This is a genomic window from Streptomyces sp. NPDC002698 (assembly GCF_042888945.1).
In the GTDB taxonomy this organism is placed as follows: domain Bacteria; phylum Actinomycetota; class Actinomycetes; order Streptomycetales; family Streptomycetaceae; genus Streptomyces.
The window spans coordinates 71,778-89,542 of record NZ_JBIAQM010000035.1 but is presented as its reverse complement, the minus strand read 5'-3'; the positions used below and the strand labels follow the sequence as shown (position 1 = coordinate 89,542).

The 17,765-nt window shown below is 73.1% G+C and carries 17 protein-coding genes and 6 tRNA genes; 9 read left to right on the top strand and 14 right to left on the bottom strand.

What is annotated here, in order from left to right:
• Positions 1-273: 273 nt before the first annotated feature.
• Both ACFYW9_RS33465 and ACFYW9_RS33460 read right to left on the bottom strand, forming a co-directional pair.
• Positions 274-345: transfer RNA gene (locus tag ACFYW9_RS33465), tRNA-Val, on the bottom strand.
• Between the two features lie 82 nt (positions 346-427).
• Positions 428-862 carry a TIGR02611 family protein gene (locus ACFYW9_RS33460; RefSeq protein WP_351862464.1) on the bottom strand — a complete coding sequence of 145 codons (435 nt, stop codon included), beginning with the start codon at positions 860-862 and terminating at the stop codon, positions 428-430.
• A gap of 191 nt (positions 863-1,053) precedes the next feature.
• Here ACFYW9_RS33460 and ACFYW9_RS33455 point away from each other — a divergent pair, with 191 nt between their 5' ends.
• Both ACFYW9_RS33455 and ACFYW9_RS33450 read left to right on the top strand, forming a co-directional pair.
• On the top strand, positions 1,054-1,467 hold the full coding sequence (locus ACFYW9_RS33455) for an SsgA family sporulation/cell division regulator (protein WP_003959770.1): 414 nt from the start codon (positions 1,054-1,056) through the stop codon (positions 1,465-1,467).
• 275 nt (positions 1,468-1,742) lie between these two features.
• Positions 1,743-2,300 carry a CGNR zinc finger domain-containing protein gene (locus ACFYW9_RS33450; RefSeq protein WP_389158398.1) on the top strand — a complete coding sequence of 186 codons (558 nt, stop codon included), beginning with the start codon at positions 1,743-1,745 and terminating at the stop codon, positions 2,298-2,300.
• 85 nt (positions 2,301-2,385) lie between these two features.
• Here the strand turns inward: ACFYW9_RS33450 and ACFYW9_RS33445 are convergent, their stop codons facing one another.
• Positions 2,386-2,538, bottom strand: a complete 153-nt coding sequence (locus ACFYW9_RS33445; protein ID WP_167455603.1) for a hypothetical protein — start codon at positions 2,536-2,538, stop codon at positions 2,386-2,388.
• A gap of 155 nt (positions 2,539-2,693) precedes the next feature.
• The gene (locus ACFYW9_RS33440; RefSeq protein ID WP_351862461.1) at positions 2,694-3,140 is read right to left on the bottom strand and encodes a hypothetical protein; all 447 of its coding nucleotides are present in this window, start codon (positions 3,138-3,140) and stop codon (positions 2,694-2,696) included.
• 171 nt (positions 3,141-3,311) lie between these two features.
• On the opposite strand from ACFYW9_RS33440, the gene ACFYW9_RS33435 reads away from it, so the two are divergent.
• Positions 3,312-3,845: a DsbA family protein gene (locus ACFYW9_RS33435; protein WP_389158395.1), complete on the top strand. Its 534-nt coding sequence runs from the start codon at positions 3,312-3,314 to the stop codon at positions 3,843-3,845.
• A gap of 80 nt (positions 3,846-3,925) precedes the next feature.
• Here the strand turns inward: ACFYW9_RS33435 and ACFYW9_RS33430 are convergent, their stop codons facing one another.
• The 3 genes from ACFYW9_RS33430 to ACFYW9_RS33420 all read right to left on the bottom strand — a co-directional run bounded on the left by ACFYW9_RS33430 (position 3,926) and on the right by ACFYW9_RS33420 (position 6,786).
• Positions 3,926-4,750, bottom strand: a complete 825-nt coding sequence (locus tag ACFYW9_RS33430; RefSeq protein WP_389158392.1) for a GNAT family N-acetyltransferase — start codon at positions 4,748-4,750, stop codon at positions 3,926-3,928.
• An 81-nt stretch (positions 4,751-4,831) separates the two neighbouring features.
• The gene (locus ACFYW9_RS33425) at positions 4,832-5,653 is read right to left on the bottom strand and encodes an aminodeoxychorismate lyase (protein WP_326788871.1); all 822 of its coding nucleotides are present in this window, start codon (positions 5,651-5,653) and stop codon (positions 4,832-4,834) included.
• 86 nt (positions 5,654-5,739) lie between these two features.
• Complete coding sequence (locus ACFYW9_RS33420; RefSeq protein WP_389158388.1) at positions 5,740-6,786, bottom strand: chorismate-binding protein; 1,047 nt, start codon at positions 6,784-6,786, stop codon at positions 5,740-5,742.
• 156 nt (positions 6,787-6,942) lie between these two features.
• Here ACFYW9_RS33420 and ACFYW9_RS33415 point away from each other — a divergent pair.
• The 5 genes from ACFYW9_RS33415 to ACFYW9_RS33395 all read left to right on the top strand — a co-directional run bounded on the left by ACFYW9_RS33415 (position 6,943) and on the right by ACFYW9_RS33395 (position 7,402).
• A tRNA-Gly gene (locus tag ACFYW9_RS33415) sits at positions 6,943-7,015 on the top strand.
• 37 nt (positions 7,016-7,052) lie between these two features.
• Positions 7,053-7,126 (top strand) — tRNA-Cys (locus ACFYW9_RS33410).
• A gap of 1 nt (position 7,127) precedes the next feature.
• Positions 7,128-7,199, top strand: a tRNA-Val gene (locus ACFYW9_RS33405).
• A 19-nt stretch (positions 7,200-7,218) separates the two neighbouring features.
• A tRNA-Val gene (locus tag ACFYW9_RS33400) sits at positions 7,219-7,290 on the top strand.
• A gap of 40 nt (positions 7,291-7,330) precedes the next feature.
• A tRNA-Val gene (locus ACFYW9_RS33395) sits at positions 7,331-7,402 on the top strand.
• 137 nt (positions 7,403-7,539) lie between these two features.
• Here the strand turns inward: ACFYW9_RS33395 and ACFYW9_RS33390 are convergent.
• The 4 genes from ACFYW9_RS33390 to ACFYW9_RS33375 form a co-directional block, all read right to left on the bottom strand.
• Entirely contained in the window at positions 7,540-7,842 is a 303-nt protein-coding gene (locus tag ACFYW9_RS33390; protein WP_351862453.1) for a zf-TFIIB domain-containing protein, read from the bottom strand.
• A gap of 74 nt (positions 7,843-7,916) precedes the next feature.
• Entirely contained in the window at positions 7,917-8,876 is a 960-nt protein-coding gene (locus ACFYW9_RS33385) for an aminoglycoside phosphotransferase family protein (protein WP_389158385.1), read from the bottom strand.
• A 475-nt stretch (positions 8,877-9,351) separates the two neighbouring features.
• Positions 9,352-9,558, bottom strand: a complete 207-nt coding sequence (locus tag ACFYW9_RS33380) for a hypothetical protein (protein ID WP_328454440.1) — start codon at positions 9,556-9,558, stop codon at positions 9,352-9,354.
• A 241-nt stretch (positions 9,559-9,799) separates the two neighbouring features.
• Complete coding sequence (locus ACFYW9_RS33375; protein ID WP_326788867.1) at positions 9,800-10,033, bottom strand: hypothetical protein; 234 nt, start codon at positions 10,031-10,033, stop codon at positions 9,800-9,802.
• A gap of 196 nt (positions 10,034-10,229) precedes the next feature.
• Here ACFYW9_RS33375 and ACFYW9_RS33370 point away from each other — a divergent pair, with 196 nt between their 5' ends.
• Positions 10,230-11,543 carry a serine/threonine-protein kinase gene (locus ACFYW9_RS33370; RefSeq protein ID WP_389158411.1) on the top strand — a complete coding sequence of 438 codons (1,314 nt, stop codon included), beginning with the start codon at positions 10,230-10,232 and terminating at the stop codon, positions 11,541-11,543.
• 13 nt (positions 11,544-11,556) lie between these two features.
• Here the strand turns inward: ACFYW9_RS33370 and ACFYW9_RS33365 are convergent, their stop codons facing one another.
• The 3 genes from ACFYW9_RS33365 to cobT all read right to left on the bottom strand — a co-directional run bounded on the left by ACFYW9_RS33365 (position 11,557) and on the right by cobT (position 17,605).
• Entirely contained in the window at positions 11,557-12,375 is an 819-nt protein-coding gene (locus ACFYW9_RS33365) for an RNA methyltransferase (protein WP_351862450.1), read from the bottom strand.
• 64 nt (positions 12,376-12,439) lie between these two features.
• A complete protein-coding gene (cobA, locus tag ACFYW9_RS33360; RefSeq protein WP_389158380.1) occupies positions 12,440-13,672 on the bottom strand; it encodes a uroporphyrinogen-III C-methyltransferase in 1,233 nt (410 codons plus the stop codon).
• 153 nt (positions 13,673-13,825) lie between these two features.
• On the bottom strand, positions 13,826-17,605 hold the full coding sequence (gene cobT / locus ACFYW9_RS33355; protein ID WP_389158377.1) for a nicotinate-nucleotide--dimethylbenzimidazole phosphoribosyltransferase: 3,780 nt from the start codon (positions 17,603-17,605) through the stop codon (positions 13,826-13,828).
• Between the last annotated feature and the right edge of the window lie 160 nt (positions 17,606-17,765).

Below are 17,765 nucleotides of genomic sequence, written 5' to 3'. Positions count from 1 at the left end.
CGGGGGTGCTTTGGCTGCGTGTCCCCCCCCCCCCCCCCCGCGCGCCCGCCCCCCCCCCCCCCCCCCCCCCCCCCCCCCCCCCCCCCCCCCCCCCCCCCCCCCCCCCCCCCCCCCCCCCCCCCCCCCCCCGCCCCCCCCCCCCACCGGACCGACACCGGACCGACACCGCACCCGCACCCGCACCCGCGGGCACCGCCGCGGCGCACACCCCCCGGAACCACGAAAACGGCCCCGGTCCACGGTGTCGTGGACTGGAGCCGTCTTTCCTACGTGTGGGCGATACTGGGTTCGAACCAGTGACCTCTTCGGTGTGAACGAAGCGCTCTCCCGCTGAGCTAATCGCCCGGGCGCAGGAAGAACATTACCCCATGTCAGGGGGTGGCTTCGACCAGCCGAGACGGCCCGGAAGACGTCCGGGCCGGCCGCGTCATTCCTTGATGCCCCACGGCATCACGAAGCCGAACTTCCAGAGGTACACACCCACCAGGACGGCGACGATCACGAGACCGACCGAGGTGAGGATGATGTTGCGACGCCGGACCCTGGGGTCGAGCGCCCGCTGCGTAGCCTCAGTGACCTTGCGCTTCGTCCAGCGAAGCACCAGCTGGGCCCAGACGAACTCGGTCGCCCAGATCGCCATGCCACCGAAGATCACCAGCCAGCCGGGCCCCGGCAGCGGAAGCATGATCACGCCCGCGGCCACCACCGCGAGCCCGACGACGAAGACGCCCACCTGCCAGCTCACGTGCAGCGCCCGGCGGGCCTTGATGAACTGAGGCGCCCGTGAACCGAGCGCTCGCTCATTGTTCGCCCCGTCGCCCGCCGTGGCGACCTCGCCCGACTCGTCACTCCCCGTATTCATACGACCAAACCCTACCCGAGAGAAACCAGTCACCGGAATGGCCCTATCCGGAGAACGCGCCCTCGGCCGGATGAGTTACATAAAGACAGGCAAAACCCTCAGAGGGGTTTACAACGGCACCGTAGGTGGCATGTCGATTTCGCCGACGTGCGAATCCCCGAGCGCACACTGAGCGAAAGGCCCTGGCGCTTATGAACACCACGGTCAGCTGCGAGCTGCACCTGCGCCTCGTTGTGTCGAGCGAGTCCTCACTGCCTGTACCCGCAGGACTGCGGTATGACACGGCCGATCCCTATGCCGTGCACGCCACCTTCCACACCGGAGCCGAGGAAACCGTCGAGTGGGTGTTCGCCCGCGACCTCCTCGCCGAGGGCCTCCACCGGCCCACCGGTACCGGCGACGTCCGAGTCTGGCCGTCCCGGAGCCACGGCCAGGGCGTCGTATGCATCGCCCTGAGCTCTCCGGAGGGTGAAGCCCTGCTCGAAGCCCCAGCGCGGGCCCTGGAGTCATTCCTGAAGCGAACGGACGCAGCCGTGCCGCCCGGCACGGAACACCGGCACTTCGATCTCGACACGGAGCTCTCACACATCCTGGCCGAGAGCTGACGCGTCACCACAGAGCCGCCCGGCGCCGTCCACTCGGGGAGACGGCTCGGGCTCAGACAACCGCATAGGGAAGGGGCCGGCGTCGGCACCGCGGAAGGTTCGCGGTGGCGGCGCCGCTGCGCGTCCACCGGCACGGGCTCCCCGCTCCCGCACCCGACGCCCCCATGTCTCGCACCCAACGCCCCCACACCCGTCTCGGCCGCGCCGGGAAGCCACTACCATCGGCCAGCATCGGGCGGGCGCCCTCGCCCGACCCCCAGGCCAGGGAGCGAAACGTGCTGATCACCCACGACACCCGGTGCGCACTCGACGCCGTGGTGGATCTGGTGAACACCGCGCCGGAGGACGAGACGGCGGACGGGCTCGCCGACGTGTCATCCCTCGCCGATTTCGTACGAAAGCACAACATCAGCGATGTCGGGGTGCTGTCGGAGCGGGATCTGGCATCGGTACGGGGCGTTCGCGACCTGTTCGCCGGGATCTTCGCCGCCGATGATCCACGGACCGCCGCCTCGCTCATCAACGAGCTGGTCGCGGCCGCCGGCACCACGCCCCGGCTGACGGACCACGACGGCTATGACTGGCATGTCCACTACTTCGCGCCGGGCGCCTCGGTCGCCGACCACCTCGCGGCCGACTGCGGGATGGCGCTGGCCTTCTTCGTGGTCGCCGGAGAGCAGGACCGGTTGCGCCGCTGCGAGGCCCCGGACTGCCGGCGGGCCTTCGTCGATCTCTCCCGCAACCGCTCCCGCCGCTACTGCGACAGCCGTACCTGCGGGAACCGGCTCCACGTGGCCGCCTACCGGGCACGCCGCAAGGAAGCCGCGGGCTGAGCGGCTCGCACCACGGGGAGGGGTCCGGCCCCCGGCCGGACCGACGGAGCCCTCGGCGGGTGGCGCCAGGGGCTCCGTGTACAGCTCAGAGCAGCAGCAGGTCGTGCAGCGAAGCCATGAGCAGCAGACAGCCGATCACCGCAAGGAAGATCATCAGCGGCGGCTGGGAGAGCGCGAAGAGACAACCGCGCCGCTCCTCGGGCGGAGCAGCGGTGTCGCTCGTTGTTGTGTCCAGCATCTCGCGGGCGATGATGACGCAGAGGGCGCCTGGTTCGCGATCAACACGCCCGGAATACACGGGAGTTCGCTGGATGATGTGACAGGCGCGCTCGAACGTGAACGGTTCCGCGCGTTCCCTGTGTCACGCATGTGATCTTGTGTCGCTTCTGTCGGTCAGATGCCGTGCTTCTTCAGGATCGCCTCGATGTCACTGAAGTCGTCCCCGGAGCTCTTCGCCCCCGGTGTCGCCGCGGGCCGGGAGGCGGGAGGGATGCCCTGGCCCAGCGACGGGGCCGAGGCCGCGGGAGCCGCCGCCTCGCGCCGGGCCGAGGCCTTCGCCGCCCTGCGTTCCTTCCGGGTCCCGCCGCCGCGTCGCTCCACGGCACGGGTGATCATGAACAGCGCCCAGGCGCCGCCGAGCACCACGAAGCCGGCCCAGGCGGTCGGACTGAACGCGGTGTCGGCCAGCCAGCCGACCACTCCGGTCATGACCAGGCCGATCGGCACCAGGGAGTAGGCGGCGATCCGGGCGGCCGCCAGGAAACGCTTGCGGTAGGCCGTCACCGCAGCGATGCCCAGGCCGGCGACGGAGACTGCGGAGCAGACGGTCTCTGCGATCATTCCGGTCCTCCAGGCAGGGCTCGGTGCGACATGTTCCCCATCCCCTCCATCCTGCACCGCTCCATGCCCGGTATGCCACGGTCCGGGCATACCTCAGGGACATCTCGGGGTCGCCGTCCTCCTCAGGTCCCGGTGCGGCCTCCCCCTCACCGGACTGGGAGACTGGGTCCCATGAACGACTCCTCCGGCCCCTCCGCCGCGCACCCGGCCCCTGTCGTCCTGGACGTCTGGTGCGAGCTGCAGTGCCCCGACTGCCGTGACGCTCTCGCCGACCTGCGCGCGCTGCGCGCCCGCTACGGCGACCGCCTGGAGCTGCGGCTGCGGCACTTCCCCCTGGAGAAGCACAAGCACGCCTTCGCCGCGGCACAGGCCGCCGAGGAGGCCGCCGAGCAGGGGGACGCCTGGTCGTACATCGAGGCCGTGCTCGGTCGTGTCGAGGAGCTGGACCGCAAGGACGGCGAAGCCTTCCTGGTCGAGGTCGCACGGGAACTCGGCCTGGACGCCGAGGAGTTCGACACGGCCCTGATCGACGGCCGGCACATCCTGATCGTCGACGCGGACCAGGCCGAGGGCAAGGCGATCGGCGTCACCGGCACCCCGACGTACGTCATCGGCGGTGAGCGCCTGGACGGAGGCAAGAGCCAGGAGGGACTGCGCGAGCGGATCGAGGAGATCGCCGACCGGCTGCTCGCCGAACAGGCCTGACACCCGAGGAAGGGCCCTGCCCGCTCGGCCCGGCCGACAACGCACCGCGCCTCGGCGCCACCTGATCCGAACGGCGGACCCTAGAGCAGCGTCTTGTACAGGTGGTACTCCGTGGTCTCGTAGCCGAGCGACTCGTAGAGCCGCTCGGCCGGTGTGTTTCCCGCGAAGACGTTGAGGGCGATGCGGTCCAGTCCGGCGCCGGCCGCGCGGGCCTCGGCGAGCCGCATGAGCGTCCGGCCGTGTCCGCGGCCGCGCTGGTCGGCGCGCACCAGGACGTCGTAGACGAAGGCGTGCCCGCTCCGGCGCCCCAGCCACAGATCGCCCACCGGGACGCCCTCGTGCTCCAGGACGCTCAGCCACATGTTCGCGGTGTCCGGGCCCTGCGGCAGCGCACCGCCGAAGTCGCGGTCCGCCTTGGCGAGCGCCTCGGCCTCCGGCACACCGCGCCGGATCCAGTCCTCGGCGTAGGACCGCCTGCCCGCCCGGTCCCAGATCTCGTACTCGTCCTGCGTCATGGGACGGTCGGCGCTGCCCGGGGGGAGTACGACCGCGGGGCCGTCGAGCGCCTTCGCCATGATGCGGTTGCGCAGGACGTAACCGAGCGCCCTGGTGAGCTCCAGGGCCGCGGCGGCCTCTCCGGGCACGGTCGCCTCGATCTGCCGGCAGCCCCACCCCCGGGCGACCTCCTCCGCCGCCAGCGCGGCCACGGTGCCCCGGCCCCGGCCCCGGTCCGGCTCGTCGATGCGAAGATCGTGGATCCTGGCCGCGGGCGGTCCCGAGCCGGGTTCCGTGGCCAGGTGTACCCGGCCGACGGGACGGCTGTTCACACACACCTGGTAGCGGCGTGAGAGGGTCCCGTCGGCGGCGCGGTGGAGCGGCTCGGTCGGCCGCAGGGTCGTGGTCATCAGGGGTGTTGTACCCGCTGGCGCACGCGTCGTCAGCCGAATTACCGGGCGGCCGGAGGCCGGCGGCCCCCGAACGGCCGGTCAGGGGTCGAGGTCGTCCCCGGCCCGCTCGTCGAAGACGCGCATCGCCTTGGCGGTCACCGGGCCCGGCGCGCCCGGCAGTTCACGGGTGTCGACGCGGTGCACGGCCTGCACGTCGCGCAGCGTCGACGTCAGGAAGATCTCGTCGGCGCGCTCCAGGACGTCCAGCGGCAGGTCGGTCTCCTTGGCGCCGGTCCATTCGACCGTGAGGGCACGGGTGATGCCGGCGAGGCAGCCGGAGGCGACCGGCGGGGTGTGGATCTCGCCGTCGAGGACGACGAAGACGTTCGACCCGGTGCCTTCGCAGAGTTGGCCCACCGTGTTGGCGAACAGCGCTTCGGACGCGCCGTGTTCACGCGCGCGGGCCAGGGCGACGACGTTCTCGGCGTACGAGGTGGTCTTGAGGCCCGTCAGGGCGCCGCGCTCGTTGCGGGTCCAGGGAACGGTGACGACGGCCGTGGAGTCGGGGCGCGGGGCCGAGCCGCCGAGCGCGACGACGAGGGTCGGACCGTGCTCTCCGCGGTCGGAGCCGAGCGGGCCGTGACCGCCGGTGTAGGTGATGCGGAGCCGGCCGAGCGGCATCGGGTTGGCGTCGAGGACGGCGGCGCAGGCGCGGCGCACCTCGTCGGCGTCGGGCTCGGGCAGACCGAGGCCGCGCGCCGAGCGGGCCAGCCGGTCGAGGTGGCGGGTCAGCGCGAAGGGCCGGCCGTCGACCGCCTTCACGGTCTCGAAGATGCCGTCACCCACGGTCAGTCCGTGGTCGAAGACGGAGACGCGGGCGGTCTCGATGTCCTGGAGCCCGCCGTCGAGCCAAAGCTTCACTGGTCCTACCTCGCATGTGAATGTGCCGGACGTCTCGTCCGGCACGGCGTTCCGGCCCCGGTCCCCGCGCCGTCCCCGGATCCGGGTCAGTCGGTGAGGGTCCCGTCACCCGCGTCGTACGTTCCCGACGCTACCGCGAGCAGCCGGGACGCCTTCAGCTCGGTCTCCCGCCACTCCCCCTCGGGGTCGGACCCCCAGGTGATGCCGGCCCCCGTACCGAAGCGCAGGACGCCGTCGGCGCGGTCGATCCAGAACGTACGGATGCCCACGGCCAGCTCGCCGGTGCCGCGGTCGGCGTCGACCCAGCCGATGCCTCCGCAGTAGGGGCCGCGCGGCACGGTCTCCAGCGCGTCGATGATCCGCAGGGCGCTGGACTTCGGCGCGCCGGTGACGGAACCGGGCGGGAAGGCCGCGGCGAGGAGCCCGGGCCAGCCGACGTCCTCGCGCAGTTCCCCGCCGACGGTGGAGACGAGGTGCACGAGCCCGGGGTGCTTCTCGACGACGCACAGGTCGGGCACGGTCACGGTGCCGGTGGCGCAGACCTGGCCGATGTCGTTGCGGACGAGGTCCACGATCATCACGTTCTCGGCGTAGTCCTTGTCCAGGAGGTCCGCCTCGGTGCGTCCGGTGCCCTTGATCGGGCCCGACTCGACGGAGCGGCCCGCGCGGCGCACGAAGAGTTCCGGGGAGGCGGTGGCTATCTCGACACCGTGGTCCGGCAGCCGAATCGTTCCCGCGTACGGTGCCGGGTTGCCGCGGGCCAGCAGAGCGGTCAGCGCGTCGACGTCGGCGTCGGCCGGGACGGGCGCGGAGAGCACGCGGCAGAGGTTCGCCTGATAGACCTCGCCGGCCGCGATGTGCTCCCGGATCCGCCGGACACCGGCGGTGTACGCGGCGCGGTCGAGGGACGACGTCCAGTCACCGGCCGCCGGGCCGTGCCAGCGTCCGGGCACCGGCGCGGGCACCGGCTCCTCTCGTACGTCGCGGAAGCGGGCGCAGGTCAGCCGCCCTTCGAAGTCGGCCGAGACGGCCCAGAAGCCGGACGAGTCCAGGGCCGCGGGATCGCTGGTGACATCGAGGAGACCGGTTGCGACGAGACCGCCGAAGCGGGCGAGAGGAGGGAGACCGAGCACGCAGACGAGTCTAGGGCGGGTGTCCCGCGGGTGCCCTGACCATGTCCCCGGGCGGACAGACCGCAGCACGCTGCGCAAACGCGTTTTTGTGCTGGCCCGGGAATCCGCTAGAGTTCAACTCGTCGCCGGGACGCGCAAGCGAAACGGAAACGACAAGCGGACGTAGCTCAGTTGGTAGAGCGCAACCTTGCCAAGGTTGAGGTCGCCAGTTCGAACCTGGTCGTCCGCTCGCAGGAAGTGGGGGATCTTCCCGAACCCGCACTCCTGGTGGAGTGGCCGAGAGGCGAGGCAACGGCCTGCAAAGCCGTCTACACGGGTTCAAATCCCGTCTCCACCTCCAAGGACGATTAGCTCAGCGGGAGAGCGCTTCCCTGACACGGAAGAGGTCACTGGTTCAATCCCAGTATCGTCCACTGGTCCGCAAGGATCCCCGCGCGATTAGCTCAGCGGGAGAGCGCTTCCCTGACACGGAAGAGGTCACTGGTTCAATCCCAGTATCGCGCACGCAGTACCAGCAGCAAACGCGGCTCCGGTCGCGTGACCTGCGCGATTAGCTCAGCGGGAGAGCGCTTCCCTGACACGGAAGAGGTCACTGGTTCAATCCCAGTATCGCGCACAAGCAAGCCCCCGGTCGCCTCTACGACCGGGGGCTTCGTCGTGCCCCGGCCCGCCTGCCGGACCTGTGACCCGGCCCACGGGCGCCTGGACACGCCGAAGGGGCCCCTCCGTTCGGGAGGGGCCCCTTCGGGTGGTTCAGGACGAGAAGAGCATGTGGCCGAAGCTCTTGTGGCGGTGGTGGCCGCCATGACCGCCGTAGTGGCCTCCGTGACCGCCGCCGTGCTGCGGGGCGCCCCACGCGGGAGCCGGAGCGGACGGGTACGCCTGCGGGGCGCCCTGGGGCGGCGGCGCGGGCTGGGACCACTGCGACTCCACGCGGGTCAGGGCCTCCAGCTCGCCGTAGTCGAGGAATATCCCTCGGCAGCCGCTGCACTGCTCGATCTGGACGCCATTGCGGTTGTACGTGTGCATCGGCGCATGGCATTTCGGACACTGCATGCTCGGCTCAACTCCTCGCCGGTCGGTACTGCTTCCGCCAGGACAGACACCGCCCGGCTTCGGTCGGTTGCAGCCTACGTCGCGAAACCTCGGGTCAACTCGGGCGGGATGGCACTCATTCGGTCACAGGCCTCGACCACGGCCTGCTGCACCTCGTCCAACGGCCTTTCCGCGGCTGCGGATTTGGCGACCGCGAGGGCCGCGGTCTGCACGGTGAGGGCGCGGGCCGCGACGTCCAGGGCGGGCCAGGGATCGCCCTCGGCGGGTACGGCGGGGCCGCCGGCGTCCCGGTAGGCGGCCAGGAAGCGGAGCCACTCGTCGGACGGCAGCAGCCCGCAGGCGTACCAGGCGGCGGGGCGGGCCAGGTCCCAGGCCGGGGCGCCGACGCCCAGGTCGTCGACGTCGATGAGGAGCCAGGGACCGTCCGGCGCGGGGTGGCGTACGAGCTGGCCGAGGTGCAGGTCGCCGTGGCACAGGGTCGTGGCGTCCGGCATGGGGGCCTCGGCCCGCGCCCAGCCGGGCAGGGCGGCCCAGGCCCGCAGGACCGGGGCGGCGGCCGGGTGCGGGCCGGCCGCGCGCATCCGGGCCATCGCCCGGGCGGCCTTGACTGGCCCCCGCATGGGCGGCAGCCCGTCCGGGGCGGGAGCCCGGTGCAGCCGGGCCAGCAGGGTCGCCGCCGCCTCCCAGGGGGCCGCCTCCGGGGTGTCGGGATCGACGGGAGCGCCGTACGGCCAGAGGGTCACCCTGCGGCCGAGGAGCTCGGCCGGGGCCGGGTCCGACGGCGGCAGGAGGATGCCGGGGAGGCGCGTGGCCGCAGCGACCCGGCGGGCGAGCGCGTGGGGTTCCGTGTCCGGGGCGTGGGCCTTGGCGACGATGCCGCCGTGACGGACCACGGTGCCGTCGTCGCGGTCCGCGAGGAGTGTGTCCTCGGCGCCGCAGGAGCAGGCTCCGCGGGGGCCGGGCGCGGCCGCCACCGGGTGGACCGCGCCGCGCGCCACGGCGGCGAGCGCGGACACCAGACTGGGTACGGTCACGGATCCCCCCGAGCTGGACGACGTGCCGGTACGACCCTGACACCGAGGGCGCCTGCCGGTCAGGACGCCTGCCGGCGAGGGTACGCACCCGAGGCCGACACCCGGCAGCCGGCACCCGCGCCGCGACAGCACGGCCCCCGGTCGACCACCGCCGCACCTGCCCTGGATCTCCCGGGGCCGGGACGGGTGCCGAACCACCCCTGCGCCCAGCCCCGGCCGGCCGGGCACCCGCTCGCCGCACAGGCCCGGCACCGGGCGAGTCCATGAGCGGAGGGTCCGCCGCGGGGCACCCGGCCTCACGGCGGACCCTCGCCCGGGCCCAGCCGCCCAGCGCCGGGCGCCGGGCACAAAGAGATGCCCGCGCAGCTCCCCAGCTGCGCGGGCATCTTCCTGCCGTCCGCCGCACCCCCGTCCCCACGGGGTTTCATGGCCGGATGTCCCCGCCCGGACCGCTCTTCCGGGCCTGGGGCGCCGCTCAGCGCCCCAGCATCACGCCCACGGACGACGCCTGTGTGACCACCGCGTCCCAGCCGCCGAAGACGACCACGAGCAGGGCCGCCAGGGGAAGGACCATCGCTGTCGCCACCAAGGGGTGGCGCTGACCCTGGCGGGTGCCGAACGCGGCGGTGAACGCCTTGCGTCCCTGCGTGCGGAGCTCCGTCCGCGGTGCCATGTGGGCCATGGTCCCTCTCCTGACCGAGATTCTGTTGTGCCTGGCAGCGGCGGGTGTCTGACCTCGGGGGACGAGTGCTGCACCCGCCGCTTGACCTCAAATCTAGGCGCGCGACGACGTCGGGTCGTCATGCCCTCGTACCGATTGCCGGGCCTCCCGGAGGATGAGCCATGACCTGCCGAGTACTACCGTGGGTGGAGACGCGGACCCAGGTCTCAGGGTCTTCCCGGAGGGGGACGTCCGATGTGCCCTACTGTTCCGAGCTGTCCTCCCGGGGAACCGGCTGCTCGACGAGCGCCAGCACCCGAGTCGCCATGAAGCGGGCGGTCCGTACCACTGTTCCGTTTCGAGTGACTTCGCTCACTTCTACGACACCTCGGCGCACCGCCGTCTCCACCCGGCGGCCCGCCCTGCTCGCCACCACCTCGTACGTACGCGTCGTGTCCCCTGCGTCCACGACTATCTCCACGCGGTCACCCCTCACGGGCTCAATCCCCCTTCAGCAATGGATGGTTGGGATCAAGGGCAGGCCAAAGAGGCGCTGTTCGCACGCTCCCTGACCACCTCTCAAGTTTCCCACCCGGCACTGACAATCGATCGGAACGAGAGGGCGCGGCCTCTGCGCGCACCCGGCCGCGAAAACGTAAGCTGTGGCTCGTCAAACGGACCGGGCAGCGGGGATGGACATGGCGATGATGCGCCTGAGGCGCGAGGACCCGCGTGTCGTCGGCTCGTTCAGGCTTCACCGACGGCTCGGCGCGGGGGGCATGGGTGTTGTCTACCTGGGCTCCGACCGGCGCGGCCAGCGGGTCGCGCTGAAGGTGATCCGGCCTGATCTGGCGGAGGATCAGGAGTTCCGTTCCCGGTTCGCGCGCGAGGTCTCGGCGGCCCGGCGGATCAGGGGCGGCTGCACGGCACGGCTCGTCGCCGCCGACCTGGAGGCGGACCGGCCGTGGTTCGCCACCCAGTACGTGCCCGGTCCCTCCCTGCACGACAAGGTCGCCGAGGAGGGGCCGCTGTCGGCCGCCGACGTGGCCGCCGTGGGTGCCGCCCTCTCCGAGGGACTGGTCGCGGTGCACGAGGCCGGGGTCGTCCACCGTGACCTCAAGCCGTCCAACATCCTGCTGTCCCCGAAGGGGCCGCGGATCATCGACTTCGGCATCGCCTGGGCGACCGGGGCGAGCACCCTCACCCACGTCGGCACGGCGGTCGGCTCCCCGGGCTTCCTGGCGCCGGAGCAGGTACGCGGCGTCGCCGTCACCCCGGCCACGGACGTGTTCGCGCTCGGGGCCACGCTCGCGTACGCGGCGACCCAGGACTCACCCTTCGGCCAGGGCAGTTCCGAGGTGATGCTCTACCGGGTGGTGCACGAGGAGCCGCATCTGCACGGGGTCCCGGACGCGCTCGCGCCGCTCGTCCGGGCCTGTCTGGCGAAGGACCCGGAGGAACGGCCCAGCACCCTCCAACTGTCCCTGCGGCTCAAGGAGATCGCGGCCCGCGAGGCCCAGGGCATGGTGGACACGCGGCCGCCGGCGCCACGTTCGGATCCGGACCGGCCGACGGGACGCCTGGCCGAGCAGTACGCCGAGCAGCGCACCCAGCGGCGGCCGGGGACCACTCCCCCGCCGCGCACCGGCGGGACGAACGGCGGATCGCGGTCGGGTTCGCGTCCGGCGCCCGCCCGTAACACCGGCCGCACCGGGAACAGGCCCGCGCCCCGCAGCGGCGCCGGACGGCCCGGTCCGCGCACCACCGGCACCGGCAGGCGGCCCGCCAACCCGCGGCTGCTGCGCCAGCGGCTCTTCGTGTTCGTGGTGGTGACGCTGCTGGTCGCGCTCGGTATCGCGGCGGCGCAGGGGTGCCAGGGGCCGTCCCGCGGACTCGACGACGGGCCGCGCACCGGCGTGCACCAGGAACAGTCGGCCTCCGGGCGACTGCCCGCGGGCGACGCGATCACCGCTCCGTACGGGAGCGCGCGCCGATCGGACGGTTAGTGCCGCGCGGCCCTCAGCTCGCGGGACGGCCCGTCGCCACCGCGTAGAAGGCGACCGCGGCCGCCGCGCCGACGTTCAGGGAGTCGACGCCGTGGGCCATCGGGATGCGGACCCATTCGTCGGCCGCCATCAGGGCCCGGGTGGACAGCCCGTCGCCCTCCGCGCCGAGCATCAGCGCGACCCGCTCCATCGTGTGCGGGGCGACCTCGTCGAGGGACCTCGCCTTCTCGTCCGGGGTGAGGGCGAGCAGGTTGAACCCGGCTTCGCGCACCGAGTCCAGCCCCTTGGGCCAGGTGTCGAGACGGGCGTACGGGACCGAGAACACCGCGCCCATCGAGACCTTCACCGAGCGGCGGTAGAGGGGGTCCGCGCAGTCCGGGGAGAGCAGCACGGCGTCCATGCCGAGGGCGGCGGCGGACCGGAAGATGGCACCGATGTTGGTGTGGTCGTTGACCGACTCCATGACGACGACCCGGCGCGCGGACCGCAGCAGTTCCTCCGCCGTCGGCAGCGGCTTGCGCTGCATCGAGGCGAGCGCTCCCCGGTGCACGTGATAGCCGGTGACCTGCTCGGCGAGCTCGGGGGTGACCGCGTAGACGGGTGCCGGGAGTTCGTCGATGACGTCGCGCATGACGTCGACCCACTTGGCGGACAGCAGCATCGAGCGCATCTCGTAGCCGGCGTCCTTGGCCCGTCTGATGACCTTCTCGCCCTCGGCGATGAACAGGCCCTCGGCGGGTTCGCGCTTGCGGCGCAGTTCCACGTCGGTCAGGCCCGTGTAGTCGCGCAGACGCGGGTCGTCGGGGTTCTCGACGGTGATGAGATCGGCCACAGGGTGATACTGCCTTGTCCTGGGTGCGGTGCCAACGGCTGGGAACAGGTTGGGTTACCCGGGGTTACTCGGGAAGTCCGGAGCCGACGCCCACGACCTCGCCGATGACGATGACCGCGGGCGGCCGCACGTCCTCGGTGCGGACGGTGTCGGCGACGGTGGCCAGGGTGGCGTCGACACGGCGCTGCGCCGCGGTCGTGCCCTCCTGGACGAGGGCGACGGGGGTGTCGGCCGGTTTGCCGTGCGCCACGAGCGTGTCGGCGATCCTGCCGATCTTGTCGACGCCCATGAGGACGACGAGGGTGCCGCGCAGCTTGGCGAGAGCGGGCCAGTCGACGAGGGAGCGCTCGTCGTCGGGGGCCACATGACCGCTGACCACGGTGAACTCGTGCGCGACGCCCCGGTGGGTGACCGGGATGCCCGCGGCTCCCGGCACCGAGATGGAGCTGGAGATGCCGGGGACGATCGTGCAGGCGATGCCCGCCTCGGCGAGCGCCTGGGCCTCTTCCATGCCACGGCCGAAGACGAACGGGTCGCCGCCCTTCAGCCGGACGACGGCCTTGCCCTGCTTGGCGTGCTCGATGAGCGCGTTGTTGATGGCCTCCTGGGCCATGAACCGGCCGTACGGGATCTTCGCCGCGTCGATCACCTCGACGTGCGGCGGGAGTTCGGCGAGCAGGTCGCGGGGTCCGAGGCGGTCGGCGATGACCACGTCGGCCTCGGCGAGCAGCCGGCGTCCGCGGACCGTGATCAGGTCGGGGTCGCCGGGACCTCCGCCGACCAGGGCCACTCCGGCGGTACGGGTGCGGTGGTGCGGTGCGACGAGCGTGCCGTCCCGCAGCCCCTCGACGACGGCGTCGCGGATCGCGGCCGTGTGACGGGGGTCGCGGCCCTTGGCGTCGGTGGTGAGGACGGCGACGGTCACGCCCTCGCTGTGACCGGTGGCCGGGGTCCACGCGGTCGCCGCGTCGGCGTCGTCGGAGCGGACGCACCAGACGCGGTGGCGCTCCGCCTCGGCCGACGCCTCGGCGGCGGCCAGCGGGTCGCTGGTGGCGATCAGCGCGTACCAGGCGTCGGCGAGGTCGCCCTCCTCGTACGGACGCCTGGTCCAGGTGATCTCGCCCGCGTCGGCCATGGCCTCGACGGACGGGGTCGCCTGCGGTGACACGAGGTGGATGTCCGCGCCCGCCGCGATGAGCGCGGGAAGCCGGCGCTGGGCCACCTGGCCACCGCCGAGGACGACGACACGACGGCCGGAGAGACGGAGGCCCACGGGGTAGGCGGGGTGTTCGGCCATGGAGGTGCGGCTCCTCGTACGGGCAGGCGGTACGGGCGGGCGCGCTGCGGCTTTGGAGCGGCCCTGACGTGGGGTTCTTCGGTGGAGGTCCAGAGTACGGCGGGGCCGGGCGGGCAGCTCGGGACTCCTGCCCACCCCGCCGGAGCCGGGGGCCTACTTCTCGGTCACCCCGGCCGAGTCGAACGTCGCGACCTCGTGCATCGCGCGCGCCGCGCTCTGCACGATCGGCAGGGCCAGCAGGGCGCCGGTGCCCTCGCCCAGGCGCAGGTCGAGGTCGATCAGGGGGCGCAGGCCCAGCTTGTTCAGAGCGGCCACGTGACCGGGCTCGGCGCTGCGGTGGCCCGCGATGCAGGCGGCCAGGACCTCGGGGGCGATGGCGCGGGCCACCAGCGCGGCGGCACCCGCGCTGACGCCGTCCAGGATCACCGGCGTACGCAGGGACGCGCCGCCGAGGAGGAGGCCGACCATGGCGGCGTGTTCCAGGCCGCCGATCGCCGCGAGGACGCCGATCGGGTCCGCCGGGTCCGGCTGGTGGAAGTCGATGGCCCGGCGCACGACCTCGGTCTTGCGGGCCAGGGTCTCGTCGTTGATGCCCGTGCCGCGGCCCGTCACCTCGGCCGGGTCGGCCCCCGTGAAGACCGAGATCAGGGCCGCCGACGCGGTCGTGTTGGCGATGCCCATCTCGCCGGTCAGCAGCGCCTTGTTGCCCGCGGCCACCAGGTCGCGGGCCGTCTCGATGCCCACCTCCAGCGCGGCGACGACCTCTTCCCGGGTCATGGCGGGACCCGTGGTCATGTCGGCGGTGCCCGCGCGGACCTTGCGCGGCAGCAGACCCGGCGTGGCCGGCAGGTCGGAGGCGACGCCCACGTCGACGACACAGACCTCGGCGCCCACCTGGTTGGCGAAGGCGTTGCAGACCGCGCCGCCGCCGAGGAAGTTGGCCACCATCTGGCCGGTGACCTCCTGCGGCCAGGGGGTGACGCCCTGCGCGTGGACACCGTGGTCGCCGGCGAAGATCGCGACGGCGGCCGGCTCCGGGATCGGCGGCGGGCACATCCGGGACAGGCCCGACAACTGCGCGGAGATGATCTCCAGCATGCCGAGGGCGCCCGCGGGCTTGGTCATCCGCTTCTGGCGCTCCCAGGCCTCGCCCAGCGCCTTCGCGTCCAGGGGGCGGATGTTGGAGACCGTCTCGGCGAGCAGGTCGTGCGGCTCCTCGCCGGGCAGGGCACGGCGGCCGTACGTCTCCTCGTGCACGACCCACGACAGGGGGCGGCGCTTGGACCAGCCGGCCTGCATCAGCTCGGGCTCGTCGGGGAACTCGTCCACGTATCCGACACAGAGGTAGGCCACCGCTTCGAGGTGCTCGGGCAGGCCCAGCGCGCGGACCATCTCACGCTCGTCGAAGAAGCTGACCCAGCCGACGCCGAGGCCCTCGGCGCGGGCCGCGAGCCACAGGTTCTCGACCGCGAGGGCGGAGGAGTACGGCGCCATCTGCGGCTGGGTGTGCCGGCCCAGGGTGTGCCGGCCGCCCCGGGTCGGATCGGCGGTGACGAGGATGTTGACCGGGGTGTCGAGGATGGCCTCGATCTTCAGTTCCTTGAACTGCTTGGCACGGCCCTTGGGAAGCGATTTGGCGTAGGCCTCACGCTGGCGCTGGGCGAGTTCGTGCATGCTGCGCCGGGTTTCGGCGGAGCGGATGACGACGAAGTCCCAGGGCTGGGAGTGGCCGACGGACGGAGCGGTGTGCGCGGCCTCCAGGACACGCAGCAGCACGTCGTGCGGGATCGGGTCGCTGCGGAAGCCGTTGCGGATGTCACGGCGCTCGCGGATCACGCGCAGGACGGCCTCGCGTTCGGCGTCGTTGTAGCCGGGGGCCGCCGGGCCGGTGGACTCGCGTACGTCTTCCACCACGGCCGTGCTCTCTTCCTGGTCGGCGACCTGGGTGCGCAGGTCCTCCGCTTGCTGTGCGGCCACGGGTTCCGGCTCCGCGGTGAGGGGCTGCGGAACGGGGGTGGCGGCCCCGGACCCGAACTCGGCCTCGGCTTCCCGGGGTGCGGGCACCGACGTCTGCGCGACCGGCTCGGCCTGCGCCACGGCGGTGTCCTCCTCCGCCGGGAGGGGTGCCGGCGCCGGGACGGTCCCCGCGGGCTCCTGGGCCGACGACTGCTGCTCGGCGGTCTCCGGAGGCATGGTCATGCCGTGCGGCGGGGTCGGGGCGAGGTGCGCGGTCGTGGGCACCGTGCCGTCCACGGGCACGAACCCGCCGAGGCTCCGGTCGGCCTGGGGTACGACGGGGGCGCCGGGGAATCCGGGGACGCCCGCCGCGTCCGGCGCGCTCTCGGGGTACTGGTCGCCGAGGGCCGAGAGGTGCGGGTCGCCGGGGGTCTCGTGGGCGGCCTCGGCCTGCGCGGCCACGTCGGCCGGTACGGCGGACGGGGCCTCGGTGGTGCCGGGCGCGGACAGGGCGGTGCCGTCCTGGACGAGGGCGTCGTCCTCGGACAGGGCGGGGCCGTTCTCGGCGACGGCGGGCGGGCCGGTCAGCCGCTGCCCCTGGACCTGGACCTGGACCTCGTCGGGAGCGATGTCCTGTCCGCCCTGCGAGGCTTCCGCCGAGCGCGCGGAGAGCGCCGACAGGGCGGACTCCGGGGTCTCGTAGACGTGCGGGGCCGGTACGTCGGCGGGCTGCTCGGCGCCGGGCAGGGCGACTTCGTCCACGAAGAGGACAGCGGGTTCCGTGAGGTGGACGGCGGGTTCCGTGAGGTGGACGGCGGGTTCCGTGAGGTGGATGGCGGGCTCCGCGAACCCGGCCTCCTGGACACCGGGTGCGGCCAGGCCGGCTCCGTGGGTGTCCTGGCCGGCGAGCTGCGGCGGGACCTGCGCGGCGGCGGGGTCCTCGGCGGGCACGAGACCCTCGGCCGGGGCGAACGGCTGCGCGGGCACGGCAGGTCCGGGGTCCTCGGTGATCTGCGCCGGTACGGCCTCGTGGGCGGAGCTCTCCCCCTCGATCGGGGCCGGTGCCCCGACGTCGGCGGTGTCCGGCACGCCCAGGGCGTCCGGGACGTCCTGGAACTGCGGGGCTCCGGGAATCCGCGGGGCGGCCGAGCCGTCCGCCGCGGGCACCGCCTCGGGAGCCGGGGTGCCGTCCACCGGGTCGTGGAGGTCGAGCGACATCCCGTCGGCTCCCGGTACCGGCGTCTGGACGGCGTCGAACGCCGGGGCCGGGTCCTGGACGAAGGGCGCGGGCACGAGGCCGGGCGTCTGCTCGGCCTCCGCGGCCTGCGGTGCCTCGGCACCCGGTGCGGGTTCCGTCATCACCGCGGACCCGGGCAGCTGTGCCGCCTCGGGGACGACCGTGGCCGCGGCCTCGCCGCCCGCCGGCACGGTCCCCCACACCGCCGCGCTCTGCTGCAGGGCGTCGTCGCCGGCCTGCGGCACGTCCAGGTACTCGGGGCCGGCGCTCGCCAGGCCGGCGTGGCGCAGCGGGGTGACCGGGGTGGCCATGGAGCTCGGGCGGGCGCCCGCGGGTCCGCGGTCGGCCAGCGAGCGCACCGGGCTGGAGGAACCGTCCGGCGTGGGCGGGCCCAGGTGCAGCGGGCGGCGCGGCGTCACGGGCTGCGGAACCGGCTGGGGCAGGGGCGCCGGGCTCGGCGCGCGGACGGCGCCGAGGTCGATCGCGCCGGTGTCGCGTCCGTCCGTCTCGTGCGGGCCGGGTTCGTCCGTGAAGGGCATCGGGGCCGGCGGCGGCACCTCGTTGCCCCAGGCACCTTGGGCACCGGGCGCGCCCGGCAGGAGAAGGAGGTCGTCCTCCTCGACAGAGCTCTCGGAGGAGTCGAGGTAGGTGTACGCGCCCGGCGCGGTGACGCCCGGCTGCTCCACCATGCCTGCGTTCTCCGGCAATCCCTCGCCCGGGACCTGGCCGGTGTCGGTCATGCGTACCCCTCGCCCATCGGTTAGTGCTCCAAAGTCCAGCTCGCCGGGAACGGCGCACCGACCGCCCCACAGTGAAGAACGAGCGTGCGTGCCCAGCGGCACGTACGACCGGCCAACAAAGGCGACAAAGCCATTAACAGGCATTGTCCCGGTCATCCCG